This is a genomic window from Streptomyces sp. NPDC007264 (assembly GCF_042869095.1).
In the GTDB taxonomy this organism is placed as follows: domain Bacteria; phylum Actinomycetota; class Actinomycetes; order Streptomycetales; family Streptomycetaceae; genus Streptomyces.
This window is the reverse complement of the sequence record NZ_JBIAFD010000012.1, coordinates 38155-63734: the sequence shown is the minus strand read 5'-3', so window position 1 is coordinate 63734 and position 25580 is coordinate 38155. Positions and strand designations below refer to the sequence as shown.

At 73.4% G+C, this 25580-nt stretch carries 23 protein-coding genes; 8 read left to right on the top strand and 15 right to left on the bottom strand.

The window, feature by feature from the left end; translation table 11 throughout:
• Positions 1-25: 25 nt before the first annotated feature.
• The 7 genes from mftF to mftA form a co-directional block, all read right to left on the bottom strand.
• Positions 26-1591, bottom strand: coding sequence for a mycofactocin biosynthesis glycosyltransferase MftF (gene mftF / locus ACFYMU_RS21495; protein ID WP_388375354.1), 1566 nt, complete (start codon positions 1589-1591; stop codon positions 26-28).
• Positions 1588-2373: a mycofactocin-coupled SDR family oxidoreductase gene (locus ACFYMU_RS21490; RefSeq protein ID WP_388375351.1), complete on the bottom strand. Its 786-nt coding sequence runs from the start codon at positions 2371-2373 to the stop codon at positions 1588-1590. Before ACFYMU_RS21490 ends, mftF begins: the two co-directional genes overlap by 4 nt.
• Positions 2370-3128 (bottom strand): mycofactocin biosynthesis peptidyl-dipeptidase MftE, encoded by a 759-nt coding sequence (gene mftE / locus ACFYMU_RS21485; RefSeq protein WP_388375349.1) that lies wholly within the window; start codon positions 3126-3128, stop codon positions 2370-2372. The genes ACFYMU_RS21490 and mftE overlap by 4 nt, the downstream gene beginning before the upstream one ends.
• A gap of 33 nt (positions 3129-3161) precedes the next feature.
• Positions 3162-4355: a pre-mycofactocin synthase MftD gene (gene mftD, locus ACFYMU_RS21480; protein WP_388375346.1), complete on the bottom strand. Its 1194-nt coding sequence runs from the start codon at positions 4353-4355 to the stop codon at positions 3162-3164.
• A gap of 70 nt (positions 4356-4425) precedes the next feature.
• A complete protein-coding gene (gene mftC / locus ACFYMU_RS21475) occupies positions 4426-5658 on the bottom strand; it encodes a mycofactocin radical SAM maturase (RefSeq protein WP_388375343.1) in 1233 nt (410 codons plus the stop codon).
• Entirely contained in the window at positions 5655-5984 is a 330-nt protein-coding gene (gene mftB, locus ACFYMU_RS21470; RefSeq protein WP_388375340.1) for a mycofactocin biosynthesis chaperone MftB, read from the bottom strand. The genes mftC and mftB overlap by 4 nt, the downstream gene beginning before the upstream one ends.
• 11 nt (positions 5985-5995) lie before the next feature.
• Positions 5996-6124, bottom strand: a complete 129-nt coding sequence (gene mftA / locus ACFYMU_RS21465) for a mycofactocin precursor MftA (RefSeq protein WP_388375337.1) — start codon at positions 6122-6124, stop codon at positions 5996-5998.
• Positions 6125-6501: 377 nt separating this feature from the next.
• On the opposite strand from mftA, the gene mdo reads away from it, so the two are divergent.
• The 4 genes from mdo (at position 6502) to mftM (ending at position 11647) form a co-directional block, all read left to right on the top strand.
• Complete coding sequence (gene mdo, locus ACFYMU_RS21460; RefSeq protein ID WP_388375334.1) at positions 6502-7794, top strand: NDMA-dependent methanol dehydrogenase; 1293 nt, start codon at positions 6502-6504, stop codon at positions 7792-7794.
• Positions 7795-7868: 74 nt separating this feature from the next.
• Positions 7869-9107: an AAA family ATPase gene (locus ACFYMU_RS21455; protein ID WP_388375332.1), complete on the top strand. Its 1239-nt coding sequence runs from the start codon at positions 7869-7871 to the stop codon at positions 9105-9107.
• A gap of 34 nt (positions 9108-9141) precedes the next feature.
• The gene (locus ACFYMU_RS21450; protein ID WP_388375329.1) at positions 9142-10665 is read left to right on the top strand and encodes a VWA domain-containing protein; all 1524 of its coding nucleotides are present in this window, start codon (positions 9142-9144) and stop codon (positions 10663-10665) included.
• A 43-nt stretch (positions 10666-10708) separates the two neighbouring features.
• Complete coding sequence (gene mftM, locus ACFYMU_RS21445) at positions 10709-11647, top strand: mycofactocin oligosaccharide methyltransferase MftM (RefSeq protein WP_388375326.1); 939 nt, start codon at positions 10709-10711, stop codon at positions 11645-11647.
• Positions 11648-11744: 97 nt separating this feature from the next.
• On the opposite strand, the gene ACFYMU_RS21440 is transcribed toward mftM, so the two are convergent.
• The 3 genes from ACFYMU_RS21440 to ACFYMU_RS21430 are packed head-to-tail and all read right to left on the bottom strand — an operon-like array spanning position 11745 to position 15085.
• Positions 11745-12413 (bottom strand): response regulator, encoded by a 669-nt coding sequence (locus ACFYMU_RS21440; protein WP_388375323.1) that lies wholly within the window; start codon positions 12411-12413, stop codon positions 11745-11747.
• Positions 12403-13779, bottom strand: coding sequence for a sensor histidine kinase (locus tag ACFYMU_RS21435; RefSeq protein ID WP_388375320.1), 1377 nt, complete (start codon positions 13777-13779; stop codon positions 12403-12405). The genes ACFYMU_RS21440 and ACFYMU_RS21435 overlap by 11 nt, the downstream gene beginning before the upstream one ends.
• A 31-nt stretch (positions 13780-13810) precedes the next feature.
• The gene (locus ACFYMU_RS21430; protein WP_388375317.1) at positions 13811-15085 is read right to left on the bottom strand and encodes an iron-containing alcohol dehydrogenase; all 1275 of its coding nucleotides are present in this window, start codon (positions 15083-15085) and stop codon (positions 13811-13813) included.
• 230 nt (positions 15086-15315) lie between these two features.
• Here ACFYMU_RS21430 and ACFYMU_RS21425 point away from each other — a divergent pair, with 230 nt between their 5' ends.
• From ACFYMU_RS21425 to ACFYMU_RS21415, 3 genes are all read left to right on the top strand, one after another.
• Positions 15316-16551, top strand: a complete 1236-nt coding sequence (locus tag ACFYMU_RS21425; protein ID WP_388375314.1) for a GAF domain-containing protein — start codon at positions 15316-15318, stop codon at positions 16549-16551.
• A gap of 286 nt (positions 16552-16837) precedes the next feature.
• Positions 16838-18355: an aldehyde dehydrogenase family protein gene (locus tag ACFYMU_RS21420; RefSeq protein ID WP_388375311.1), complete on the top strand. Its 1518-nt coding sequence runs from the start codon at positions 16838-16840 to the stop codon at positions 18353-18355.
• Positions 18355-18759 carry a DUF779 domain-containing protein gene (locus tag ACFYMU_RS21415; protein ID WP_388375308.1) on the top strand — a complete coding sequence of 135 codons (405 nt, stop codon included), beginning with the start codon at positions 18355-18357 and terminating at the stop codon, positions 18757-18759. The genes ACFYMU_RS21420 and ACFYMU_RS21415 overlap by 1 nt, the downstream gene beginning before the upstream one ends.
• Before the next feature lie 191 nt (positions 18760-18950).
• Here the strand turns inward: ACFYMU_RS21415 and ACFYMU_RS21410 are convergent, their stop codons facing one another.
• From ACFYMU_RS21410 to ACFYMU_RS21395, 4 genes are read right to left on the bottom strand one after another with little or no spacing between them, the layout of a single operon-like run.
• The gene (locus tag ACFYMU_RS21410) at positions 18951-20093 is read right to left on the bottom strand and encodes an XdhC family protein (protein ID WP_388375305.1); all 1143 of its coding nucleotides are present in this window, start codon (positions 20091-20093) and stop codon (positions 18951-18953) included.
• Positions 20086-22218 carry a xanthine dehydrogenase family protein molybdopterin-binding subunit gene (locus ACFYMU_RS21405; protein WP_388375302.1) on the bottom strand — a complete coding sequence of 711 codons (2133 nt, stop codon included), beginning with the start codon at positions 22216-22218 and terminating at the stop codon, positions 20086-20088. Before ACFYMU_RS21405 ends, ACFYMU_RS21410 begins: the two co-directional genes overlap by 8 nt.
• A complete protein-coding gene (locus tag ACFYMU_RS21400) occupies positions 22215-23207 on the bottom strand; it encodes an FAD binding domain-containing protein (protein WP_388375299.1) in 993 nt (330 codons plus the stop codon). The genes ACFYMU_RS21405 and ACFYMU_RS21400 overlap by 4 nt, the downstream gene beginning before the upstream one ends.
• On the bottom strand, positions 23204-23758 hold the full coding sequence (locus tag ACFYMU_RS21395) for a (2Fe-2S)-binding protein (protein WP_388375296.1): 555 nt from the start codon (positions 23756-23758) through the stop codon (positions 23204-23206). The genes ACFYMU_RS21400 and ACFYMU_RS21395 overlap by 4 nt, the downstream gene beginning before the upstream one ends.
• A gap of 293 nt (positions 23759-24051) precedes the next feature.
• Here ACFYMU_RS21395 and ACFYMU_RS21390 point away from each other — a divergent pair, with 293 nt between their 5' ends.
• Positions 24052-24618, top strand: a complete 567-nt coding sequence (locus ACFYMU_RS21390; protein ID WP_388375735.1) for a TetR/AcrR family transcriptional regulator — start codon at positions 24052-24054, stop codon at positions 24616-24618.
• Between the two features lie 95 nt (positions 24619-24713).
• Here the strand turns inward: ACFYMU_RS21390 and ACFYMU_RS21385 are convergent, their stop codons facing one another.
• Positions 24714-25523, bottom strand: a complete 810-nt coding sequence (locus ACFYMU_RS21385) for a GntR family transcriptional regulator (RefSeq protein ID WP_388375293.1) — start codon at positions 25521-25523, stop codon at positions 24714-24716.
• Between the last annotated feature and the right edge of the window lie 57 nt (positions 25524-25580).

Below are 25580 nucleotides of genomic sequence, written 5' to 3'. Positions count from 1 at the left end.
CGGTCACAGCGGGGCGGTACGGCCGTCACCAGGTCTCCGCAGTGGGCGTGGCGGACGGGTGCGAGGTCGGCGCCACGGGGTGGGGCTCCCAGGGGCGCCGTACGGGACGGCGGCCCGCGCGGTGGCGCAGCGGCAGGGCGAGGCGGGGAACCAGCGGAGCGGCGGTGCCGCGCCGCAGGGCGCCCTGCCACACGCCCCAGCCGTAGGCCAGGTCGTCCAGGCGCCGGATCGCCGTGTGGGTGAGAGGTCCCAGCGAGGTGCCCGAGCGGCGGTGGTCGGCCAGTCCCTCGGCGAGGACAGCAACAGCCAGGACCCGGCGGGCCCGGCGACTGGTGGCCGCGGCCGCCACGGCGAGGGGCCAGTGGTGCCGGGTGGCGCAGCGCAGCAGTTGCTCGGCGGTGCCGCGCAGCGCGGCGAGCGCCAGCAGGGTCCCGGCCCGCGCGGGGGCGTCGGCGTCGGGCATGCGCCGCGCCACCCGTACGGCGGTCGCCGCCGTCAGTGCCAGCGCCGCGGCCGCGGGCAGCGGTCTGCCCCGCAGGAGCAGCGCGCAGGCGGCGAGCGACCAGGGAGCGGCGTACAGCGGCGGCACCCGGCCGGGGTGACGCAGCGCCAGGTCGGCGGCGCCGGTGCCGTACCCGGCCCGCTGGGCGAGCCAGCCGCGCAGGTCGGTGCGGTGCCGGTGGCCCACGCGGACGGCGGGGACGTAGCGCAGCCGCCAGCCCGCCTCGTGCAGCCGCATGCACAGGTCGACGTCCTCCCCCACCCGCATGCCGGGGGCGAACCCGGCGCCGACCGCGCAGCGGCGGACCACGATGGTCGCGCTCGGGACGTAGGCGAGCATCGAGACCGGCACGACCGGACCCTCCCGCGGCCCCATGTCGAGCGGCGAGCGGACCTGCTCGTAGCGGTCCAGGCGCCCCGGCCCGGGGACCGGGAGGGCGACCACCCTGGGGGCGGCGAGGGCCACCGCCGGGTCGCCGAACTGTGCCAGCAGCGGCGCGAGCCAGCCCCGTTCGGGCACGACGTCGGAGTCGCAGAACGCGACGTACGCGGTGCGGGCGTGGCGCAGCGCGGTGTTGCGGGCGGCGGCGGGGCCCAGGTTGTGCGGGTGGACGAGCAGCCGGGCGCCGTGCCGCCGGGCCACCCGGGCGAGGGCGTCCGGGTCGCGGGAGCCGTCGTCCACGACCAGGACCGGCAGGGCCACGGTGGCCGGATCGGCGCGCAGCGCGGCCAGCAGTCCGTCGAGCTGGTCGGCCCGGTCGCGCACCGGGATCGCGATCGTGGTGTCGCGGACCGGTGGCAGCGGGGGGCGGGGGTGTGCGACGCCCGCGTCCAGGAGCCGGCGGGCGAGTGCGGCGCTGCCGGCGTCCGTGACGACGAACCCGCCGTCCCGCAGCAGCCGGACCGCCGCTGCCTGGAGGCGCAGCAGCCGGGGAGGCGAGCCGCCGAGCATCAGGTGGCCGTCGCGCGAGCGACGGGTGTCGGCGGCGAGTTCGACCGCGAACCCGTCGGGCAGCCGGTCGGCGGGCGGGGACGGCAGCGCGCCCGGCTGCGGGGTGCCCTCCCCCGTGTGTCGCGTGAGCCGTGTCATGCCGTGAACCCCCCGTCTGCGTGCAGTACCGACCCGGTGACGGCGAAGGATCGTGCCGAGCAGGCCCAGGCCACCACGTCGGCCACCTCCTCCGGTTCCAGCGGGCGCCCGGTGAGCTGCTGTTCGGCGAGCGTGTCGATGCCGGGCAGGCCGTACAGACCGGCCGTGGCCCGCAGCATGTCGGTGCGGGTGGAGCCCGGGGACACGGCGACGGCGCCCACGCCGGTGTCCCGCAGGTCGCAGGCCAGGCCGCGCACGAGTCCGACCACCGCGTGCTTGGCGGCGCAGTAGGCGCCCAGGCCCCACAGCCCGCGGTGCGCGGCGGCCGAGGCGAGGGCGACGAACCGGCCGCTGCGCGGCCACGGCCGGCGCAGCAGCGCGGGCACTGCGGCGCGCGCCAGGTGGGCCACGCCCAGGACGTCCACGTCGAGCAGCGTGCGCCACTGCGTGTCGGTGTGCTCCCACACCGGTGCCCCGCCGACGATCACCGCCGCCGCGGCCACGGCGGCGTCGAGCCCGCCGAACTCGCTCTCGGCCAGCGCGACGGCCGAGCCCAGCGCGGCCGCGTCCCGGACGTCCGCCCGGACGGTGCGGACGTCGGCGAACTCCTCGGCCAGCGCGTCGAGTCGGTGCGGCTCGGCGAGCGGATAGGGCACGTCGGGGTCGGCGGCGCAGCGGTCGACGGCGACGACGGCCCAGCCGTCGCGGGCCAGGTGCCGGACGGTCGCGGCGCCGATGCCGCGGGCGGCGCCGGTGACGACGGCGACCCGGCGCCCGGTCACCGTCCGTCCCCCGTCCGGGCGGTGACCGGGCGCCGCCCGGACACGCCGAGCCGGCCCCGCGGGGAGACCTGCCAGGCGCGGATGTCGGAGGCCAGCCGGTCGGCCATCCCGTCGAGGAGCCGTTCGCCCTCGGTGGGCGTGGCCCCCGCCGGATCGCCGAGGACCCCGGAGGGGCTGACCCCGTGTACGGACTCGGCGACCAGCCGGTCCATCAGCAGGTGGACCGGCTCGGTGGGTCCGGTGGCGGCCCTGTCGCCGCGCACGGCCGAAGGCCGCAGCCGCAGCATCAGGGAGGTCTCGGTGCGGCCCGCGTGGGCGTCGCAGCCCGGGGGCAGGCACGGCCACCAGGCCACGTCGCGGCTCTCGCCGCGCAGTGTGCGCACGGCGTCGGCCAGCCCGGCCAGATTGCCTCCGTGGCCGTTGACCACCAGCAGACGGCCCGCCCAGCGCAGCAGCGAGCGGCCGGTCTCGGTCAGCAGCAGTCGCAGCGCGGTGTGCCCGATGGACACCGTGCCGGGGAAGCCCTCGTGTTCACCGCTGGCGCCGTAGGGCTGGGGCGGTGCGATCACGACGTCCGGTTCGCCCGGCAGCCGGGCCGCGGCCCGCTCGGCCACGGCCGAGGCCACCGCCGAGTCGGTGTCCAGCGGCAGGTGCGGGCCGTGCTGCTCGCAGGAGCCGAGGGGCAGCAGCACCAGGGGGCGGCGGCCCTCCAGGTCCGGCCAGCCCAGGTCCGCGAGACGCCTCGCCGCGGTCACGGCGCATCGCCCGTCAGGGCCTCGGGCCGCATGTCACACCGTCCCCGGGGTGCGGGAGGCCGCGCCGAGGGTGCGGGTGAAGCCCGGCGGGACGACCACGTCGTCCGGGGTCAGTTCGTGGACGGACGAGCGCCCCAGACCGAGCAGGGCCGAGTCGATGCCTCGGCTGAGGACGTCGAGGACGTTCTCCACTCCGCTCTGGCCGCCCGCCGCCAGACCCCACAGACAGGCGCGGCCGATCATCACCGCCCGGGCCCCGAGCGCCAGTGCCTTGACCACGTCGCTGCCGCGGCGGACGCCGCCGTCGAGGAGCAGTTCGACCTGGTCGCCGACCGCGGCGGCGATCGCGGGCAGGGCGCGGATCGGTGCCGGGGTCGCGTCGAGGTTGTTGCCGCCGTGGTTGGACACGGAGATCGCGGTGACGCCCGCGTCGACCGCGCGGCGGGCGTCGTCCACGCGGCAGACGCCCTTGAGCAGGAACGGCCCGTCCCACTGTTCGCGCAGCCAGCGCACGTCGTCCCAGGAGGGCGGTGGTGTCTGCATCCATGCGCCGTAGGCGCCGAAGAACGTCGGCGCGTCCTGGCCGGCCTCGGCGAGGTTCGGTGTCGTCAGGTCGGGGAGGCTGCGGGACTTCACGAAGTCCCACAGCCAGCGCGGGCGGGCCAGCGCCTCGGGGGCGAACCGCGCCATGGCCTTGAGGTCGAGCCGCTCGGGGATCGCCGGGCTGCCCCAGTCGCGGCCGTAGGAGAAGGACCAGTCGAGGGTCACGATCAGTCCCTCGGCCCCCGCCTCTCGGGCGTACTCGATCCGCCGCTGCATCGCGTCCTTGGTGCCCATCCAGTACATCTGGAAGAACGTCCTCGGGTTGGCGGCCGCGACGTCCCTCAGCGGCTTGCTGGCGAACGAGCTGAGGCCCATCGCGGTGCCCCGCGCCGCGGCGGCGCGTGCGACGGCCACCTCTCCGTCCGGGTGCACGGCCTGCACGCCGGTCGGGGAGATGATCACCGGCAGGGCGATCTGCTGCCCCATGACGGTCGTGGACTGGTCGCGCTCGGCCGGCAGCCCCGCCACGTGCGGGGCGAGGCCGAGCTCGGTGAAGGCCGTGGTGTTGTCGTCGTAGGAGACGCCCTTCTCGGAGCCGGCGAGCAGCGCGCTGTAGACGGACTTCGGCAGCCGCTTCCTCGCTCGCCGCTGGGCCTCGGCGACCGTCTCGATCCACCCGCTCATCTTCGTCCTCTTTCGTGTCGTGGGCCGGCCGTGTCGTGTGCCGGGGCCGGCGGTGCGGTCGTCCGGCCGGTCACATCGGTTCCAGGCCGGCCAGGGGGCTCTCGTCGCAGAAGCGGTCCGGGACGGGGGCGGCTCCCAGCGGTGGCCGGAGGAGGTTCCGGACGGCGGGCATGCCCAGCGACACGGTGCGGTGGGAGTGGTCGTTGCCCTGGCGGGGAAGCGCGGACCGGTCGCCGCCCGCGAGCGCGGCGGCGCCGTGGCCGCGGACGCACTCCGGGTCGGGTCCGTCGAGCGGCAGGCCGGTGAAGAACTTCGCGGCCATGCAGCCGCCCTGGCAGGCGTCGTACGCGGAGCAGCCGGCGCAGGCACCCGCGGCGGCGGGCCGGCGCAGGCCGGTGAACAGCTCGGAGTCCCGCCACACCCGCTCGAAGCCTCCCGGCGCGCGGACGGTGCCCGCCCGGAACGCGTCGTGGATGGCGAACGGGCAGGCGTACACGTCGCCCACCGGATCGATCAGGCACACCACACGCCCGGCTCCGCACAGGTTGAGTCCGGGCAGCGGCTGGGAGCCGAGCGCGTTGAGGTGGAAGAACGAGTCGCCGGTGAGCACCTTCTCGCCGTGGTCGACGAGCCAGGTGTAGATCTCACGCTGCTGCTCCGCGGTGGGGTGCAGTTCGTCCCACACGTCGGCGCCCCGGCCGGACGGCCGCAGCCGGGTGATGCGCAGCCGGGCCCCGTACCGGTCCGCCAGTGCCGCGAAGTCGTCGAGTTGCGGCACGTTGTGACGGGTCGCCACGACCGAGATCTTGAAGTCCCGGAAGCCGGCGGCCGCGAGGTTCTCCATCGCCCGCACCGCCATGTCGTAGGAACCCGGGCCGCGCACCGCGTCGTTGACCTCGCGGGTCGCGCCGTCCAGGGAGATCTGCACGTCGACGTAGTCGGTGCCGGCCAGTTGCCGGGCGCGTTCGGGCGTCAGCCGCAGTCCGTTGGTGGAGAACTTCACGCCGACCTGGTGGGCGACCGCGTAGTCGAGCAGCTCCCAGAAGTCGGGGCGGACGGTGGGCTCACCGCCGCCGACGTTGACGTAGAACACCTGCATGCGCCGGAGTTCGTCGATCACGGACTTGATCTCGTCCGTGGACAGCTCAGCCGGGTCGCGCCGCCCGGACGAGGACAGGCAGTGCGCACAGGAGAGGTTGCACGCGTACGTCCACTCCCAGGTCAGGCAGATCGGGGCGTGCAGTCCGCCCTTGAACTGCTCGACGAGGGCGGGGACAGGCGTGGCTTCATGCGTGACGGTCACCGCTGCGGCTCCGCTCCACTGGGTTCACTGGGTTCACTGGGTTCACTCGGTTCACTCGGTTCGCTGGGGGTGATCATCTCGGCGGCGGCCAGCGAGGCCAGCGCGCGCCGGAGGGCGTCCCGGCGTCCCTCCGGCACGCCGGCCAGCGCCTCGCGCACGCTGCCGTGGCCGCCCAGGCCGCGCACCAGCTCGACGAGCTCGGGTGCCTTGAGGAACGACAGCCGGCGGTTGCCGAAGTGGTAGGCCAGCGCCCCGAAGGGTTCGGGGCGCAACGCGACGCCGGGACTGAGCCGGTAGGGCCGGGCGGTGTCGAACGGCGAGGGCATGTCCGGTGGCCCTAGTAGACGCCGCACATGCCGTCGATGGAGACCTCCTCGACGAGAACCTCCTCGGTCATGTCGTCCGCGGTCGCCACGACGGTGTCGTCCTGCTCGACGGCACGGGTGTCGTTCTGTACGGCATGCATGGCAGTCCTCCTGGAGCGAGGGAAGGGTGAGGGTTTCCGGGCCGCGGCACGCGGGCCGGACAGCACTCGACGCTAGGCCGGGCGGCCCCGTGTCTCGCCCTGCTTTCGGCCGCCCTCGCCCTGTCCGGTCGGACAGGGCGCGCGGACCGCGGCCGGTCACCGCCCGGCACCCCCTCCGATCGGGCAGGTCGCGTCCCCTGCGTCCGCGTCCGCCTGCCGCCCGAGCGGCCGGTGTCGCCGTGCGGTGCCTTCCCCGAGGGTGATGCACGCCGCCAACTTCCGGCGCGTCCGTGCTCCACCCGGATCTCTGCGCCGCCGGCCACGGAGCAGCCGTCGCAGTACACGCGCTTCACCGCGCGGAGAGGACAGTCGCGATCATGCAGGTCGAAGAACTTCTCAAGCCGTTCCCCATCAAGGAGTTCCACCCCTTCCCCCGGGCTCTCCTCGGGCCGGGTGCGCACGAACTGATCGGCCCGGAGGCCAAGAAGCTGGGCTTCGGGCGCACGCTGGTGATGACCACGGGGCTGCGCGGCAGCGACACCGTGCACAAGATCGTCGAGTCGATGAAGTACCACGGTCTCGAGGTCGTCCTGTACGACAAGGTCGAGTCGAACCCCAAGGACTACAACGTCATGGACGCCGTGGCGCTGTACCAGGAGAACAGGTGCGACTCGTTCGTCTCCATCGGGGGCGGCTCCTCGCACGACGCCTGCAAGGGCGCCCGCATCTCGGTGGCCCACGACGGCCGCAACGTCAACGACTTCGAGGGCTTCAACAAGTCCGAGAACCCCAAGAACCCCCCGCACATCGCGGTGTCCACCACGGCGGGCACGGGGTCGGAGACGTCATGGGCGTACGTCATCACCGACACCACGACCGACCCCGACAACCCCCACAAGTACGTGGCCTTCGACGACGCGTCGGTGGCCACGCTGGCGATCGACGACCCGACGCTGTACTACGACTGCCCGCTCGACTACACGGCGCAGTGCGGTTTCGACGTGCTCGCGCACGCCTCCGAGCCGTACGTGTCGCGGCTGAACTTCCAGCCGTCGCTGGGCAACGCGCTGCACGCCATCCGGCTGACCGCTCAGCATCTGCGGCAGGCGGTGTGGAACGGCCAGGACCTGGCCGGGCGCGAGGGGATGATGTACGCGCAGTACATCGCGGCGCAGGCCTTCAACTCCGGTGGCCTCGGCATCATCCACTCCGTCTCGCACGCGGTCAGCGCGTTCTACGACACCCACCACGGGCTCAACAACGCCATCGCGTTGCCGCGCGTGTGGGCGTTCAACATGCCGGCCCACTACGAGCGGTTCGCGGACATCGCCGAGGTGATGGGCGTGGACACGCACGGCATGTCGAAGGTCAAGGCCGCCGAGGCGGCGCTCGCGGCCGGCATCCGGCTGCTGCGCGACGTCGGCATCCCGGAGAAGTTCGTGGACGTCAGGCAGGACACGTACTCCAAGAACCGGCTGGGCCAGGGCCCGACGAAGTTCTACGAGCAGGCCAAGGTGATCACGGGCGACGCCGCCGACGTCGACCGCATCACGAACCACGTCCTCGGTGACGCCTGCACCCCCGGCAACGCCAAGGAGTGCACGTTCGACACGGTCCGGCCCGTCGTCGAGCACTGCATGACCGGCGACCTGGACGACCTGCTCAGCTGAGCCCTTCCCGCCCGGGGGCGGGGACCGGTGCCGAAGTCGCCGCTCCCCGCCCCCGTCTCCCCGACGGAGGACCCGTGCCCGCCACACCCGACCACCCCGCCGCGTTCGCCTCGGTCGAGGACGTCACCGAGCGTTTCGCCGACCACGGCTACATCGCCGACCGCCGGCTCGCCACGACCGTGTTCCTGCTGACCCGGCTGGACAAGCCGGTGCTCCTGGAGGGCCCGGCCGGCGTCGGCAAGACCGAACTGGCCAAGACCCTCGCCGCCGTCACCGGGCGCCGGCTGCTGCGCCTGCAGTGCTACGAGGGCCAGGACGAGAGCCGCGCCCTGTACGAGTGGGACTACGGCAAGCAGTTGCTGTACACGCAGATGCTGCGGGACAAGATCGGCGATCTGACCGCCGACGCGCCCGACCTGGCGTCCGCGGTCCGGCGGATCGAGGAGGAGGACAGCGTGTTCTTCTCCGACCGGTTCCTCGCGCCGCGCCCGCTGCTGGACGCCGTCCGCGGCGAGGAGCCCGCGGTTCTGCTCATCGACGAGGTGGACCGTGCGGACGAGGCGCTGGAGGCCGTGCTCCTCGAGTGCCTGGCCGAGTACCAGGTGTCGGTGCCCGAGATCGGCACGTACACCGCGAAGACGGCGCCGTACGTCGTGCTGACCTCCAACAACACCCGCGATCTGTCGGCCGCGCTCAAACGGCGCTGTCTGCATCTCTTCCTCGACTATCCCGACGCCGGGCGGGAGCTGGAGATCCTGCGCTCCAAGGACACCGGGCTGCCCGAGGCGACCGCCCGCCATCTGGTGGAGGTGGTGCGCGGGCTGCGCGAGCTGGAGCTGCGCAAGAACCCCAGCATCTCCGAGACCGTGGACTGGGCCCGCACCCTGGCCGTCCTCGGCGTGGAGGAGCTCGCCCCCGAGGTGCTGGCCGACACGGCCAATGTCGTCCTCAAGTACGAGCGCGACCTGCACCGCGCGCTGGACGTCCTGCCGCGGCTCGTCGACCCCAACCGCGAGCTGCCCGAGCCGGGCCACCACCACGACGGGCACGGGCATCATCACCACCCCCACCGGCCGGGCGGGCACCACCACGACCATGGGCCCGAGCGGCACGAGCGGCACGAGCCGCCCGAGCGGCACGAGCCGCCCGACGCGGCGGACGGGCGCGCGGTGCGGGCGGCCATGGACCAGCAGGGCCGGCACGACGAGGGCTACTACGGGGCACCGGGGTCCGGCCCGACGCGCCGCTCCGCGCCGGGTGCCGGGCAGGGTGCCCGCGCCTTCGCCGCCATCGCCCGGCGGCGCACCGACTGACACGGGACAGGGGAGACGGAGTATGGAAGCCGGTGTGCACCGATTCGTACGGGTGCTGCGGTTGTTCGGGCTGCGCGTGTCCGTGTCGGAGGCCATGGACGCGATGCGGGCGGCGGCCCAGCCCGGGGTGCTGGGCCGCCGCCGGACGCTGCGTGAGGCGCTGCGCATGACGCTGGTCAAGGACCGCCGGGACGAGGAGCTGTTCGACGAACTCTTCGACGCGTTCTTCTCGCTGCGTCCGGTGGCCGGGGATGCCGACGGCCACGGTCACAGTCATGAGCACGACGACCTGGCGGACACGGGCGAGCTGGAGTCGTACACCGTCTCCGACGAGCCGTCCGAGACCCCGCAGCAGGGGCACAGCCACGGCAAGCCGGCCGACATCCGCGACTTCTTCGACCAGCAGGACCTGGCCCAGCAGTACAACCTGCACCAGGAGGCCAACAAGATCGACCTGGCCTCGATGACCGACGAGATCGTGCTGTCCGAGGACGGCGGCACCGACCCCTCGGGCCGCGGCCCGTCCGTCCAGCTGGAGACCGAGCGGCTGCACGGCGCCGGCGTCCCCGGGCAGCTGGCCGCGGCGACCGGGCACCGCATCGACACCGAGCTGACCGTGGCCCGGCAGGACGCCCTGCTCGGTCTGCTCGCGGCGGACGCCGACGATGCCGACGGAAGCGGCCCGAAGGCCCTGCGCCGCCGGCCGGCCGGAGTCGTCGAGAATCTGCCCGAACTGCTGAAGCGGCACCTCGACCGGCTGGCGGAACTGCAGTCGGTGGCCGTGGAGTCCGCCCGGATCGCCGAGCGGGCGCGCGTGGAGAGCGTCGACGAGGACGAACGCACCCGGCTGGAGGAGACACTGCGCCGGATCGGCCGCTCCCTCCACGGCGCGCTGACCAGCCGCAAACGCATCACCCCTCGGGGACGCGTCCATCCCGGCCGCACCATGCGCCGCAACATGCGCTACGACGGCGTGCCGTTCCGGCCCGTCACCGTCACCCGCGCCGAGGACCGGCCCCGTCTGGTGGTCCTGGTGGACGTGTCGCTCTCGGTGCGGGCGACCGCCCGCTTCACCCTGCACCTGGTGCACGGGCTGCAGTCGCTGTTCGGGCAGGTCCGCTCGTTCGCCTTCGTCGACGACCCGACCGAGATCACCGAACTGTTCACCGAGCACCCGCTGGAGCGGGCGCTGGGCCTGGTCTTCGACGGCCTGCCGGCCGGCGGCCTGCTCGACGTGGACGCGAACTCCGACTACGGCAGGACCTTCGAGCTGCTGCTGGCCGAGCACGCCCCCGCCCTGGGCAGGCGCACCACCCTGCTGGTGCTGGGCGACGGACGCGGCAACGGCAACCCCCCGGGGCTGCGCGCCTTCGAGGAGATCACCCGCAGGGTGCGGGAGACGATCTGGCTCACTCCCGAACCCCGGTACTCCTGGGGCCTGGGGTCGTGCGACCTGCCGCGCTACGCCGAGTACTGCGACCGCGTGCAGGTGGTCGCCGACCTCGCGGGACTGCAGCGCACGGCGCACCGGATGGCGGAGGAGGCGACCGGGCGATGACCACCGCCGTTCCCCCTCCCCCGGCCCCGGTGGAGCCGCCGTCGTGAGCGTGCCCAGCCTCCGTATCGCCGTCGCCGCTCGCCGTATCGACCCGCTCGCACCCCATGCGCCCGGCCGGTACGCCGATCACCTGGTCCGCGTGCTGCGCGAGCAGGCGCTCGCCGACGGCACCGCCCAGGCGCCGGTCGTGCGGACCGAGCACTTCCGGCTGCGCCGCCGCGGGCGACGCGTCGAACTGGGCCACTGGCTGCGGCCCGACCAGTTGGACAACGATCTGGCCGGGCTCCTCGCCGAGGAGTTGTTCGCGCCCGGCTGGCTGTCCGGGAGCGATGTCTTCGAGCGGGTCTTCACCGGCGTCGTACGCTCCTGCGTGGACGGTCCCCTGCCCGCGTGGGCCACCTTCTACGACAACACGCTCACCCGGATCCGGGAGTGCTGGCGCCGGCCGGCCGCGGCCGCACACTCGTCGATCGCGGGCTTCGCCCCCGTCTACCGCCGCACCCTGGACCTCGTCGGCGCGGGCAGCGTGCTCGACATGGGATCCTGCTTCGGCTTCCTGCCCCTGCTCCTCGCCGGGCGCCCGCAGAACACCGTCATCGCCTCCGATCTGGCGGGGGGCACCATGCGGCTGCTGTCCGCGGTGGCCCGCACGCGGGACGTGCGGCTGGACACGCTCGCCTGCGACGCGGCGCGGGTGCCGCTGCCCGACCGCTCGGTGGACACCGTCACCGTCATCCACGTCCTGGAGCACCTGGATCCGGAACACGGCGAGGCCGTCGTACGGGAGGCCCTGCGGCTGGCCCGGCGCCGGGTGGTGGTGGCGGTGCCGTACGAGGACGAGCCGACCGCCGCCTACGGGCACGTCCGCTCCTTCGACCGGGGCGCGCTCGCGGCCCTGGGGCACGGCACGGGCCTGCCCGCCACGGTGGGCGACCACCACGGGGGCTGGCTGGTGATCGACGCCGGACGACCTGCCGGATGACTCTCCGGACGACCCTCCGGACGACCTGCCGGACGACCTGCCGGGCGGCCCTTCGGCACCCGCGGGCGGCCCTTCGGCGCGGCCCCCGGGACGGGCGTCAGATGACGCCCATCTTGCTGGCCTCGTAGACGACCTCCGCACGGCTGCCCGCGTCCATCTTGCGCATGATGTTGCGCACGTGGAACTTCACCGTGGTCTCCGAGATGTACAGCTCCCCGCCGATGTCCCGGTTGCTCAGGCCACGTGCCAGCAGCTGCAGCACCTCCACCTCGCGCTCGGTGAACCTGGGCTGCTGCTCCGGCTGCACGCGCATCGACCGCACCATCGCGGCGGCCGCGTGCGAGTCGAAGGCGCTCTCGTTGCGGGCCACGGCGCGGATGGCGCGCAGCAGTTCGGTGGTGTCCACGTCCTTGACGACGTAGCCGCGCGCACCGTGCTGGATCGCGGCCACCACCAGGCTGTCGTCCAGGAACGTGGTGAGCACCAGCACCGCGAGACCCGGGTCACGGCGCGTCAGCCGGGCGCACAGGTCGAGGCCCTCCGTGTCGGCGCCGGTGGACAGCTTCAGGTCCAGCAGCACGATCGCCGGGCGCAGCCGGTCCACGACGGCCTCCGCCTCGGCGGCCGTGCTGGCCTCGCCCACCACCTCCAGGTCGCTCTCGCGGTCCAGGATCGACCGCAGCCCGTGCCGGACGATCGCGTGGTCGTCCACCAGGACGATCCGCAGGGTCCCCACGGGGGTGGTGATGTCCTGTTCAGCGGTCATCGGCTGCCTCCTGATCGACTCGCACCGGCAGCGGGATGCGCACCCGCAGCAGGACGCCGCCCATGCCCGAGCGGCGGATGGACAGGGTGCCGCCGAGCTCCTCCGCCCTGGCGACCATGTTCGCGAGTCCCCGGTGGCGCCCCGACAGATCGGCGGCCCGGGAGAGTGCCAGCGCCCGCCGCAGCTGCGCGGGGTCTCCGGTGCCGTCGTCGGACACGCTCAGCGTGACGGCGTCCGGCAGGTACCGCAGCCGCACCAGCGCCCGGCCCGCCTTGCCGTGCGTGGCGGAGTTGAACAGCGCCTCGCCGGTCAGCCGCAGCACGGACTGCTCGGCCTGCGGCGGCAGCGGCACCGGGGTGCCCCGGACGGACACGCGGACGTCCAGGGCGGTCGGCAGGTGCACCGTGGAGAGCCGTTCCAGCATGACCGGGAGCGGTCCGGTCGGCTCGTGCGAGGAGTGGTGGAGCGCGTAGATCGAGGCGCGCAGCCGTTCCACCGCCTGCCGGCTCAGGTCCTTGGCGTCGGCGAGCCGTCCGGCGATCTCCGCCGCACGGCCGCCCATGGACTCCAGCTCGGCCCGGCACACCTCCACGGTCATGCCCGCGCTGAGCACGTACTGTGCGACGCTGTCGTGCAGCTCACGGGCGATGCGGTGCCGTTCGTCGTCGAGGGCCTGGTGCTGCATCACGTCGAACAGCCGCGCCTGCGTCTGCGCCAGTTCCGCGTTGCGCGCGGCGAGGTCCCGGGCCTGGCGCTCGGCGGCCTCCGACAGTTCCTCGGTGCGCCCGCGCAGCGTGGTCGCCGCGTGGAAGAGGTACGTGTGGTGCAGCGCCACGGCGGCCTGGTTGGCCAGGACGCGCAGGATCGCGAGGTCGGTGTCGGCCACCTCGACCCCGGCGCCGGGCTGCGCGGCGATCCCGCCGACGGGTTCGTCGTCCAGGGTCATCGGGGCCCGCACCCAGGCCCGGTCGTCGGCCGACGTGGCAGCCTCCCACGGCCGGGTGCGCAGCACCCGCAGATGCCCTCGCACCTCGGCGGGCAGCCGCGTCTCGTCGTCGATCAGCACGTCGTCGGCGTACAGCAGGAACCGCGGGCGGGCGGCGCGCAGCGCGCCGTCCGCGACGGCCAGCAGCAGCCAGCGCGCCTGCAGGTGGTCGGCCGCGGTCCGCACGACCGCCTCGACCAGGGCCCGCGGCCCCTCCGCGGTGCGGACCAGGGCGCGTGAGATGCCGTCCAGCGCCTCCACGGTGTGCTCCAGGCGCTCGGTGGAGCGCACGTACGCCGGGTAGAACGACCGCTTGCCGGACCGCAGGCCGGTGAGCACCCCCAGGTCGGCGGTGCGCGGGGACGGTTCGGGCACGGTCATGCGGCTCGTCCCACCGGGCGTCCGAAGCGCTTCACAGCGCCTCGCGGAACAGCGTCTCGACGTCGCGGACGTCGACGTGGCGGGGGTTGGTGGCCATGCAGGCGTCCCTCAGCGTGGTACGGGCCAGCACGGGCACGTCGGAGTCGGCGACGCCCAGACTGGCCAGTCCCTTGGGCACGCCGATGTCGTCGGCCAGAGCCCGCACCAGCTCGGCGAGGCGCACCGCCACCTCGTGCGGGGGAACCCCCTGGGTGGGGATGCCGGCCGCCTCGCCCAGTGCCACGAAACGCTCCGGCCACGCCTGCGCGTTGAACCGGATGACGTGCGGCAGCAGCACTCCGTTGACCACGCCGTGCGGGGCGTCCAGCAGGCCGCCGACCTGGTGGCTCATGGCGTGGGTCGCGCCCAGGATCGCGTTGGTGAAGGCCATCCCGGCCTCCAGGGACGCCTGGGCCATGGCGAGCCGCGCCCCGAAGTCCTTGGGCAGCACCTGGGTGCGCACCAGGTTCTGGGTGATCAGCCGGACCGCGTGCAGGGCGTGCGTGTCGGTCAGCGGGTTGTGCGCGCGGGACACGAACGCCTCGATGGCGTGCGTCAGCGCGTCCAGGCCGGTCGCCGCGTTCAGCCAGTCCGGCATGGTCGTCAGCAGCCGCGGGTCGATGACCGAGATCTCCGGCACCAGGGTGCGGCTGACGATGGTGATCTTGATGTGTTCGGTGGTGTCGGTGATGACGGCGAACTGCGACACGTCCGCGCCGGTGCCCGACGTGGAGGGCACCATCACGGTGGGGGGAATCGGCTGCACGACCTCGTCCACGCCCTCGTAGTCGAGGATGCGCCCGCCGTTGCCGGACAGGATCGCCACGCCCTTGGCGGCGTCGATGACGGAACCGCCGCCCACGCCCACGATGACGTCGCTGCCGCTCTCCGCGTACCGCTGGAAACCGGCCTCCACCTCGCGGTCCTTCGGGTTGGGCGTGACGTCGTGCCACACCACGGGCCGCAGGCCCACCCGCCGCAGATGGCCGACCGCCTCGTCGACCCAGCCCGCCTCGATCAGCCCGGGGTCGGTGACGAGGAACGGCCTGCGGGCGCCGAGCCGCAGCGCACAGTGCCCGAGTTCGGCGAGCGAGCCCGGGCCGAAGACGATCTCGGGGACGTGGAACTTGGCCAGCCGCGTGGACCGGTCCGCGGGCCCGCCGCCCGCCGGCTGCGGCCCCACCAGCTCGCACTGGTACTCGTCACGGCTCCACTCGGCGGTGGGATCCCCGCCGCCGGTCGCCATGACGCCTGGCGCTAGCGACATGCGACCTCCCGAGCCCGTTGCCTTGCGTGAAGTCCGCACGGCGTGTGCGACCTTGATTTTAGCGCTCACGTGTCCGATAACTGTCGTCCATGAGGGGCCAAGGTAGGCGCGCGGGCCCGGGTGCGCCACCCGTCCGTCCGGAGGGGGTTCCCCGTCCGATCGGACAGGTGCGCTCGGCACGGTCCTGACGGACAATGAGCGATCGTCCCGGTACGACGGCAGGGAAGCACATGTCACAGCGCAGTGACCTCCGGCGGCGCAGGGCCACACTGGAGGACGAGTGGTCCCGCTGGGTACCGCATCTGAAGAAGGCCCGGCGGTCGCCCGACGGCGGGGCGCTCCGGCCGGAGGTCTCCGAGTCGTGGGTGCGCTCCCTGAGCAGCGTGGATCCCGACCGGGACAGCGCCCCGGCCTCCGACGGGCGCTCGGTCGCCCAGCGGTGGGCCGCCTCACCGCTGCGCCGACCGGTCGACGACCTCTCCGGCGAACTGCACAGCATCGCCGACGACGCCGGGTTCGTCACCGCCGTCACCGACGAGTCGGGCACCATCCTGTGGACCTGCGGCGGACAGACCATGCGACGCCGTGCGGAGCGGGTCAACTTCGCTCCCGGCGGCCGCTGGGACGAGGCGGCGATGGGCACCAACGCCCTGTCCCTGGCCCTGCGCACGGGCCGCCCCAGCATGATCTTCTCCGCCGAGCACCTGGTGACGGCCCTGCACGGCTGGGTCTGCTACTGCGCGCCCGTGCGCGCTCCGGACGGCCGGGTTCTGGGCGTGCTGGACCTGTCCACCAGCTGGGACCGTTCGCATCCGCTGGCCATGTCCACGGTGCGTACGCTGGTGTCCGCCATCGAGAGCAGGCTCCGTACGGAGATGCCCGCACAGCGCTCGTCGGACCTCGCCCCGGTACGGCTGACCGTGCTGGGCGCGGAGCGGGCCGAACGCGGCGGCGTCCCGCTGCCCCTGCGCCCCCGCCAGCTGGAGATCCTCACGCTGCTCGCGCTGGAACCCGGCGGCTTCACGTCCGAGCGGCTCCGGGACGCCCTGTACGGCGACCGCCCCGTCACGGCGTCCACCTTCAAGGCGGAGGTCTCCCATCTCCGCCGGGCCCTCGGCGGCGGCGTCGCGCCCCGCCGCTACGCCCTGACCGCGCCCGTCGCCTGCGACGCCGTCGACGTGCTGCGCGCCTTGGCGAACGGCGACATCGCGACCGCCCTGCGGCACTACCGGGGCCCGCTGCTGCCCCGCTCGGAGGCTCCCGGCATCCTCGAATGGCGCGCCCATCTGGAGGTCGCCGTGCGAGAGGCCGTGCTGGCCAGCTCCGGGCCCGAGGCCGCCCTGCGGTACGGGGAGAGCGCCCCGTACGACGCGGAGGTGCACGAGCACGCGCTGCGCCTGCTGGCCCCGGACGACAAGCGCCGTCCGATCGCGGTCGGCCGGCTGAGCACCGCGCTGCGCGCCTGACCGCACCGGAATCGCCCGGCGCGCGCCGCCGGGGCCGGGGCCGCACCGCACCCCATGTGGCCGCGCCCCGTGTGGCCGCGCCTTGTATGGCCGCGCCCCGTATGACCGCGCCTCGTATGGCTGCGCGCCCCGTATGGCTGCGTCCCGTGTGACCGCGTCCCCTATGGCTGCGCCCCGTGTGACCGCGGCACCAACCTCGCGCCAACCTCCCGGAGTCAGAGTGGGCGGCATCACGGCGGCCCCGCCCGCCGTCCCCCGCACTCGCCATCCACCGAGGAGAGCCGCCATGGTGTACGCGCAGCCCGGATCAGAAGGCAGCGTCGTCAGCTTCGCCCGCCGCTACGACAACTTCATCGGCGGAGACTGGGTCGCCCCCGTCGAGGGCCAGTACTTCGAGAACCCGTCGCCGGTGGACGGCAAGGTGTTCTGCGAAGTGGCCCGTTCGTCCGCCGCCGACATCGAACTGGCCCTGGACGCCGCCCACGCCGCGGCCGACCGCTGGGGCCGCACGTCCGTCGCGGAGCGGGCCAACCTCCTCAACCGGATCGCGGACCGCATCGAGCAGAACCTCGAGAAGATCGCCGTTGCGGAGACCTGGGAGAACGGCAAGCCGATCCGCGAGACCCTGAACGTCGACATCCCGCTCGCGGTCGACCACTTCCGCTATTTCGCGGGCGTGGTGCGCGGCCAGGAGGGCACCGTCGGCGAGATCGACGAGGACACCGTCGCCTACCACTTCCACGAGCCGCTGGGCGTGGTCGGCCAGATCATCCCGTGGAACTTCCCCATCCTGATGGCCGCGTGGAAGCTCGCCCCGGCCCTCGCGGCGGGCAACTGCGTGATCATCAAGCCGGCCGAGCAGACCCCGGTCAGCCTCCTGGTGGTCATCGAGCTGATCGCCGACCTGCTGCCGCCCGGTGTGCTCAACGTGGTCAACGGCTTCGGCGTCGAGGCCGGCAAGCCGCTGGCCTCCAGCCCGCGCATCGCCAAGATCGCCTTCACCGGTGAGACCACCACCGGCCGGCTGATCATGCAGTACGCGTCCGAGAACATCATCCCGGTCACCCTGGAGCTGGGCGGCAAGAGCCCGAACATCTTCCTCGCCGACGTCATGGACGCCGACGACGCCTACCTGGACAAGGCGGTCGAGGGCTTCGTGATGTTCGCGGTCAACCAGGGCGAGGTGTGCACCTGCCCCTCCCGGGCGCTGATCGCCTCCTCGATCTACGACGAGTTCATGTCCCGCGCCCTGGAGCGCACCCGGGCCATCAAGGGCGGCAACCCGCTCGACCCGGAGACCATGATCGGCGCCCAGGCCAGCAACGACCAGTTCGAGAAGATCCTGTCCTACATCGACATCGGCAAGCAGGAGGGCGCCGAGCTGCTCACCGGCGGCTCCCGGCGCAGCGTCCAGGGCCTGGAGGGCGGCTACTACATCGAGCCGACCGTCTTCAAGGGCACCAACGACATGCGGATCTTCCAGGAGGAGATCTTCGGCCCGGTCGTCTCGGTCACCACCTTCGACTCCCCCGAAGAGGCCGCCAAGATCGCGAACGACACCCTCTACGGTCTCGGCGCGGGCGTGTGGAGCCGCAACGGCAACCTCGCCTACCGGCTCGGCCGCGAGATCAAGGCCGGTCGTGTGTGGACCAACTGCTACCACGCCTACCCCGCGCACGCGGCCTTCGGCGGCTACAAGGGCTCCGGCATCGGCCGCGAGACGCACAAGATGATGCTCGACCACTACCAGCAGACCAAGAACCTGCTGGTGAGCTACTCGGAACAGAAGCTCGGATTCTTCTGATGGGCACGCGGGCGACACGGGTCGAGCTGACCGCCGCCGCCGAGGACCTGGTGCGGAGGCTGACGGACCGTCACGGCCCGTTGATGTTCCACCAGTCCGGAGGCTGCTGCGACGGCAGTGCGCCCATGTGCTACCCGCGCGGCGAGTTCCGGGTCGGCGGCGGTGACGTCCTGCTCGGACACGTCGCCGGGGACACACCGTTCTGGATGAGTGCCGACCAGTACGCGTACTGGCGGCACACCCATCTCACCGTCGACGTGGTCCCGGGCCGGGGCGGCGGCTTCTCCCTCGAAGCCCCCGAGGGGGTGCGCTTCCTGCTCCGGTCCCGGATCCTCACCGACGAGGAGTGGGCGCGCATCGCCGCGGAGCCGCCCCTGCCGACCGGGGCCGAGACCGACGGCTGACCCCGCGGCCGCCCCACGGGCGGGCACGCGGCGGCCACCGCGCCGGCGGTGGCGCGGGCGGTGGCGCGGGGAGGGGTGGCGCGGGGGGCCGCGCGGGCGGGGCCGGACACGTGGTGTCCGGCCCCGCCGGTGTACGGAGCCCCGGGCCCCGGGGAACGTGCGGCGCCCCGGGGCCGCCGCTCGCCGGCCCCTCACGCGGCCACGGCGTCGGCCCGCTCCTCGCGGTCAGGGTGGATCGGGGTCCGCGAGCCGGTCAGCGGTACGCCCGTCCCTCCGCGTCGCAGCGCGACGATCTCCGCCGCGATCGACAGGGCGGTCTCCTCGGGCGTACGGGCACCGAGGTCGAGGCCGATCGGCGACCTCAGCCGGGCAAGCTCCCGCTCGCTCACACCGGCCTCGCGCAGCCGCCGGTCGCGGTCCCGGTGGGTGCGGCGGGAACCCATCGCCCCGACGAAGGCGACCGGCATCCGCAGGGCCTCCCTCAGCAGTGGCACATCGAACTTGGCGTCGTGGGTGAGCACGCACAGGACCGTGCGCCCGTCGGTCGCGGTGCGCCGCAGATAGCGGTGCGGCCAGTCGACCACGATCTCGTCGGCCTCGGGGAAGCGGGCCCGGGTGGCGAAGACGGGGCGGGCGTCGCACACGGTCACGTGGTGGCCGAGGAACTTTCCCACGCGCACGAGCGCCGCCGCGAAGTCGATCGCCCCGAAGACGATCATGCGAGGCGGTGGCACGTTCGACGCGACGAACAGCGTGAGCCCGCCGGGGCAGTGCGAGCCGTCCTCGGAGACGGCGACCGTGCCGGTGCGACCGGTGTCCAGCATGGCCCGGGCCTCGGCCGCCGCCGTCCGGTCCAGTTCCTCGTGGCCGCCCAGACCCCCTTCCCACGTACCCTCGGGGCGTACGAGCAGGGCCCTGCCGAGCAGGCCGGCCGGGCCCCGTACCACCTGGGCGAGAGCCGCGGGCTCGTCCCGAGCGGCGGCCGACAGCGCCGATCGGAACACGGCCCGCACAGGCGCTTCCGCCCGGACCGGCGTGATCAGGATGTCGATGATCCCGCCGCAGGTCAGCCCGACCGCGAAGGCGTCCTCGTCGCTGTAGCCGAACCGTTCCAGAACGGGCTCGTCGTCCCGCAGCGCCTGGAGGCACAGGTCGTACACCGCTCCTTCCACGCAGCCGCCGGAGACCGAGCCGATGACCGTGCCCTCCGCGTCGACGGCGAGGGCCGCGCCGGGACCGCGCGGCGCGCTGCCGCCGACGGAGACGACGGTGGCGACGGCGAAGTCCCGGCCCTCGTCCGCCCAGCGGCTCAGCTCCTCGGCCATGTCAAGCATGCGGGGCCTCCGCATCCGGCTCCAGGACACGGTCCGGCCGGATCGGCAGGTTCCGGTGGCGGACGCCCGTCGCGTGCCAGACCGCGTTGGCGATCGCCGCCGCGGCGCCCACGATGCCGATCTCCCCGACGCCCTTGATCCCGACCGGGTCCTCCGGGTCCTGGTCGTCGATCCAGTCCGCCTCGACGAGGGGCACGTCGGCGTGCGTGGCGACGTGGTAGCCGGCGAGGTCGGCGCCGACATGGCCGCCCGAGGCCCGGTCCCTGACCGCCTCCTCGTGCAGGGCCATGGAGATGCCCCAGGTCATGCCGCCGACGAGCTGGCTGCGCGCGGTGAGCGGATTGACGATCCTGCCCGCCGCGAAGATGCCGAGCATGCGGCGGACGCGCACCTCGCCGGTGGTGACGTCCACGGCGACCTCGGCGAACTGCGCTCCGAAGGAGTGGCGTTCCTTCTGTGCGAGGCCCTGGACGGCGGCGGAGGTGTCCGACCGCACCGTGATGCCCTCGGGCGGGACGTCGGCGCCCGGGGCGAGCCGCTCGCGCAGTTCGCCGGCCGCGGCCGTGACGGCCCACGCCCAGGAGCGGGTGCCCATGGAACCGCCCGCGATCATCGCCGGTCCGAAGTCGCTGTCCCCGATGTGCACGCGGACGCGGTCCGGCGCCACGTCGAGGGCGTCGGCGGCGACGAGGGTGAGCGCCGTCCGCGCCCCGGTGCCGATGTCGGAGGCGGCGATCCGCACGGTGAAGGTGCCGTCCGCCTCCGCCGTCATGGTGGCCGTGGACGGTCCGGCTCCGGAGGGGAAGGAGGCCGCCGCCGTGCCCGTGCCGAGCAGCCAGCGCCCCTCACGGCGCAGGCCGGGACGCGGATCCCGGTCCGCCCAGCCGAACCTGCGGGCGCCTTCCCGGAAACAGGCCATCAGATTGCGCCCGCTGAACGGCAGTCCGGACACGGGCCCCCGCTCGGGCTCGTTGCGGGCGCGCAGTTCGATCGGGTCGACGCGGCACCGCTCGGCGAGTTCGTCGAGTGCCGCCTCCAGCGCGAACGACCCGGGAGCCTCCCCCGGCGCGCGCATGAACGTCGGTGTGGGCACGTCGAGCCGGACGACCCGGTTGGCCGTGTGGTGGGCGTCGGCGTCGTACATCACCCGCGCCACCCCGGCGCTGGGTTCGACGAACTGGTACACGGTCGAGGTGAGGCTCAGCGAACTGTGCTCCAACGCGCGCAGCCGCCCGTCGGCGTCGGCGCCGAGCCGGATCCGCTGGGCCGTGGGACTGCGGTAGCCGGCGAGCGAGAACATCTGGCGGCGGGTCAGGACGACCCGGACCGGCCGCTGGAGCGCCGTCGCGGCCATCACGGCGGCCACCTGGTGGGCGCGCAGCCCCTTGCTGCCGAAGCCGCCGCCGACGTGTTCGGAGCGCACCCGCACGGAGGCGGGGTCGAGCGAGAACATCTTCACGAGCTCGTCCGCGACCCATGTGCTGCCCTGGTTGGAGTCCATGACGTCCAGCCGGCCGCCGTCCCAGCGGGCCGTCGCCGCATGGGGCTCCATCATGCTGTGGTGCTCTTCCGGCGTGGTGTACCGGGCGTCCACGACGACGGCGGACGCGGCGAGTTGCGACTCCAGGTCGCCCTTCTCCGTCACCGCCGGCATGAAGCCGTCCCCCGGGTGGCTGTCCGGGCGTGCGGCCGAGAAGGCGATGTCGTGCGGCTCCTCGTCGTAGTGCACCACGAGCGCTTCGGCGGCCTCCCTGGCCTGCTCGGACGTCTCGGCGACGACCAGCGCCACCGGCCAGCCCACGTGCGGCACCCGGTCGTGCTGGAAGAGGGCGGCGGTCGGGTCCGGCGGAACCCCCAGCAGGCCGGCGTGGTCCATGTCGACGCGTGGGGCGTTCCGGTGGTGCAGGACCGTGAGCACGCCGGGCATCCCGAGGACCGCGTCGGTCTCCATCGAGCGGATGCGGCCGCGGGCGACGGTGGAGAGCGCCAGCCAGCCGTGGGCGAGGTCGGCGAAGGGGATCTCCCCCGCGTAGCGGGCCGCCCCGGTGACCTTGTCGCGGCCCTCCACGCGGGTGTGGGCGGTGCCCACGGCGCCCCTGGCCGTCCCGGTCGTGGCCGTGGTCATCGGGCGGCCTCCTCGGCGAGTTCGGTCAGCACGGCCACCATGAGGTTGCGCATCAGTCTCACCTTGTATCCGTTGTGGGGCAGCGGCCGGGCCGCCGCCAGTTCGGCGTCCGCCGCGGCGGCGAAGCTCTCGCCTGCGGCCGGTGCCCCGGTCAGCATCCGCTCGGCCGTGCGGGCCCGCCACGGCCGGGAGGCGACCGCCCCGAGGGCCAGGCGCACGTCGTGCACGACGCCGTCCCTGACCTCCAGCGCGGCGGCGAGCGAGCCGATCGCGAACGCGTACGAGGCTCGCTCCCGCACCTTCCGGTAGCGCGAGCGGGCGGCGACCGGGGCGGGCGGCAGGGTGACGCCTGTGATCAACGCCCCGGCCGGCAGGGCGGTCTCCAGGTGGGGGGTGGTGCCCACGGGCAGATAGAACTCGGTGAGCGGCAACTCGCCTGGCCCGTCGGCCGTTTCGTACGAGACGACCGCGTCGAGGGCCGTGAGCGCCACGCCCATGTCCGAGGGGTGGACGGCCACGCAGTGGTCGGAGGCGCCCAGGATCGCGTGGTTGTGGTGCTCGCCCTCGATGGCGGGACAACCGCTGCCGGGTACGCGCTTGTTGCACGGTTTCGTCACGTCGGCGAAGTAGCCGCAGCGGGTGCGCTGGAGGAGGTTCCCTCCGAGCGTGGCCATGTTGCGCAGTTGTCCGGAGGCGCCGGCCAGCACGGCCTGGGTCAGGGCCGGGTAGCGGCGGCGCACGTCGGGGTGGGCGGCGAGGTCGCTGTTGGTGACGGTCGCGCCGATGCGCAGCCCGCCGTCCTGCGTCGACTCGATCCGGTCCAGGGGAAGTTCGCGCACGTCGACGAGCCGGGCGGGTCGCTCCACGCCGCTCTTCATCAGGTCGACGAGGTTGGTGCCGCCGCCCAGGAAGCGTGCGTCCGGGTCGGTGCCGAGCAGCGCGACCGCGCCGGCGACGTCGGACGCCCTGTGGTAGTCGAACTCCCTCATGCCACGGCCTCCTCGGCTTCGGACACCGTCGCGGCCGCCCGCTCGATCGCCTGGACGATCGACACGTAGGCGCCGCAGCGGCACAGGTTGCCGCTCATCCGCTCCCGGATCTCGTCCGCGGTCAGTGGTGGGGGTCCTGCCTCGGGCCGGACGTCGTCGGTGACGGCGCTCGGCCAGCCCGCCGCGTGTTCCTCGATCACGGCGACGGCCGAACAGATCTGTCCCGGCGTGCAGTAGCCGCACTGGTACCCGTCGAGGTCGAGGAACGCCTGCTGCACCGGATGCAGCCGGTCGCCCTCGGCCACACCTTCGACGGTGGTGATCTCACGTCCCTCGGCCGCCACGGCGAACTGCAGGCAGGACACGGCCCGGCGTCCGTCGAGCAGAACCGTGCAGGCACCGCACTGTCCCTGGTCGCAGCCCTTCTTGGTACCGGTCAGATCGAGGCGCTCGCGCAGGGCGTCGAGCAGCGTGGTGCGGTGGTCGACGGACAGCGTGTACTTCTCGCCGTTGATGTTCAAGGTGATGGCGCTGGACGTCGATGGGGCCATGATCAGCCTTCTTTCGCGTATCCGGAACGCGTCGCGGGGACGGTCCGGCCGGCAGACGAGTCAGGAGACAAGGAGACGGCGCTGTACGTGGCGATGGTGCGTCGCGGACATGCAGAATGCGGGGAAGGAGCGCCGACGGTGACGGCCACCCGGCTGCCCACGCCGGTCGTGTCCGCCCTATGGTGGACCTGGACCGGACAGTTGTCCGCTACCGAGAAACCTAACGGACAGCTGTCCGGTTAGCAAGAACGGGTTCGGCCACGGGCCCGGGAGGAGGACGAGTGCAGCGGAAAATGGGCACACCCCTGCGCTCGGACGCGCAACGCAACCGCGAGCGGATCCTGGAGGTGGCGCTGAGCGAGCTGACGCAGTGCGCGGAGGCGCCGCTGAGCGTGATCGCCAAGAAAGCGGGCGTCGGGCAGGGCACCTTCTACCGCAACTTTCCCAATCGCGAGGCACTCGTCCTCGAGATCTACCGCCATGAGATGCAGCAGGTCGCCGACAGCGCGGCCCAGTTGCTGGCCTGCCGTGAGCCCGACCGGGCGCTGCGCGAGTGGATGGACCGCCTCGCCGAGTTCGCCATGGCGAAGGCCGGCCTGGCGGACGCGATCCGCCTGGTCACCGGCGCACCGGGTGCCCAGGCGAAGCCGGGACACGCCCCGGTGATCGCCGCGGCCGACCTCCTGCTCCGCGCCGGCGAGGAGGCCGGCACCATACGCCCGGGCGTCACCGCGGACGACTTCATCCTCGCCATCGCCGGCCTGTGGCAGATCGACCCCCACGAGGACTGGCGGCCGCGCGCCACCCGGCTCCTGGACCTCGTCATGGACGGACTGCGCGTGGGCGCACCCGGGCGCTGAGCACCGCCGTGCGGACGTCGGCCGCCCGGTGCACGGCTGCACGGGTGGCCCGTGGACCCTCCGCGGAAGCCGGTGTGCGGCGTCATGCCCGCGCCCTACCGCCGCTCCCCGCCGAGCCGCAGAGCGGGCTCACGGTCTCCGCCGTCCCCTCGTCCGTCCCCTCGTCCGTCCCCTCGTCCGTCCCCTCGTCCGTCCCCTCGTCCGTCCGCTCGGCTGTCCGCTTTTGCGTTCGCCCTTCCGTCCGCTTCTCCGTCCGCCCACAGGGTGCGGACGTGGGCGAGGTGGCGGCGCATGCAGTTCTCGGCCTCACGCGCCTCACCGGCCAGCATGAGGTCGAGGAGCTCGATGTGCTCCCGGGCGGAGGCCACCAGCCGCCCCGACTCGTCCAAGTGGCCCAGTCCGTACAGACGTGACCGCTTGCGCAGATCGGCGACCACCTCGACGAGGTGCTGGTTGCCGGCGAGCGACAGCAGTTCGAGGTGGAATCGGTGATCGGCCTCCAGATACCCGAGAACGTCGTGCGCCTGGGCCGCCGCCACGATCCGCTGCGCCAGCGGACGAAGGGCGTGGAGATGCTCGGCGCTCGCCGTCTCGGTGACCCGGCCGACGGTGGGGACCTCGATCAGGGTGCGGATGTCGGTGAACTCGTCGAGGTCCCGGTCGGTCATCTCGGTGATCCGGAACCCCTTGTTGCGGACCGCCTCGACCAGGCCCTCCCGGGCCAGGTCCAGCATGGCCTCGCGGACCGGCGTCGCGGAGACGCCCAGTTCCGCCGCCAGGGCGGGGGCGGAGTAGACGACACCGGGGCGGAGTTCGCCGGCGATGAGCGCTGCGCGAAGCGCGTTGGCGACCTGATCGCGCAGGTGGGTCTGGACCGAGACCGCCTGCAGTTTCAGATGAGGCATTGCGGTTCCTTCGTGCGTCCGGTCCACCGGCCCAGCATACAATGTCACGTTGTTCTG

What these genes read in the sequence shown, in the direction of transcription:
- ACFYMU_RS21430 (WP_388375317.1), bottom strand. Translation starts at nt 15,085, where the DNA reads ATGTCGCTAGCGCCAGGCGTCATGGCGACCGGCGGCGGGGATCCCACC.
- ACFYMU_RS21400 (WP_388375299.1), bottom strand. Translation starts at nt 23,207, where the DNA reads ATGAGGGAGTTCGACTACCACAGGGCGTCCGACGTCGCCGGCGCGGTC.
- ACFYMU_RS21435 (WP_388375320.1), bottom strand. Translation starts at nt 13,779, where the DNA reads ATGACCGTGCCCGAACCGTCCCCGCGCACCGCCGACCTGGGGGTGCTC.
- ACFYMU_RS21395 (WP_388375296.1), bottom strand. Translation starts at nt 23,758, where the DNA reads ATGGCCCCATCGACGTCCAGCGCCATCACCTTGAACATCAACGGCGAG.
- ACFYMU_RS21410 (WP_388375305.1), bottom strand. Translation starts at nt 20,093, where the DNA reads ATGCTTGACATGGCCGAGGAGCTGAGCCGCTGGGCGGACGAGGGCCGG.
- mdo (WP_388375334.1), top strand. Translation starts at nt 6,502, where the DNA reads ATGCAGGTCGAAGAACTTCTCAAGCCGTTCCCCATCAAGGAGTTCCAC.
- mftA (WP_388375337.1), bottom strand. Translation starts at nt 6,124, where the DNA reads ATGCATGCCGTACAGAACGACACCCGTGCCGTCGAGCAGGACGACACC.
- ACFYMU_RS21420 (WP_388375311.1), top strand. Translation starts at nt 16,838, where the DNA reads ATGGTGTACGCGCAGCCCGGATCAGAAGGCAGCGTCGTCAGCTTCGCC.
- ACFYMU_RS21405 (WP_388375302.1), bottom strand. Translation starts at nt 22,218, where the DNA reads ATGACCACGGCCACGACCGGGACGGCCAGGGGCGCCGTGGGCACCGCC.
- ACFYMU_RS21440 (WP_388375323.1), bottom strand. Translation starts at nt 12,413, where the DNA reads ATGACCGCTGAACAGGACATCACCACCCCCGTGGGGACCCTGCGGATC.
- ACFYMU_RS21390 (WP_388375735.1), top strand. Translation starts at nt 24,052, where the DNA reads ATGGGCACACCCCTGCGCTCGGACGCGCAACGCAACCGCGAGCGGATC.
- ACFYMU_RS21425 (WP_388375314.1), top strand. Translation starts at nt 15,316, where the DNA reads ATGTCACAGCGCAGTGACCTCCGGCGGCGCAGGGCCACACTGGAGGAC.
- mftD (WP_388375346.1), bottom strand. Translation starts at nt 4,355, where the DNA reads ATGAGCGGGTGGATCGAGACGGTCGCCGAGGCCCAGCGGCGAGCGAGG.
- ACFYMU_RS21415 (WP_388375308.1), top strand. Translation starts at nt 18,355, where the DNA reads ATGGGCACGCGGGCGACACGGGTCGAGCTGACCGCCGCCGCCGAGGAC.
- ACFYMU_RS21385 (WP_388375293.1), bottom strand. Translation starts at nt 25,523, where the DNA reads ATGCCTCATCTGAAACTGCAGGCGGTCTCGGTCCAGACCCACCTGCGC.
- mftB (WP_388375340.1), bottom strand. Translation starts at nt 5,984, where the DNA reads ATGCCCTCGCCGTTCGACACCGCCCGGCCCTACCGGCTCAGTCCCGGC.
- mftF (WP_388375354.1), bottom strand. Translation starts at nt 1,591, where the DNA reads ATGACACGGCTCACGCGACACACGGGGGAGGGCACCCCGCAGCCGGGC.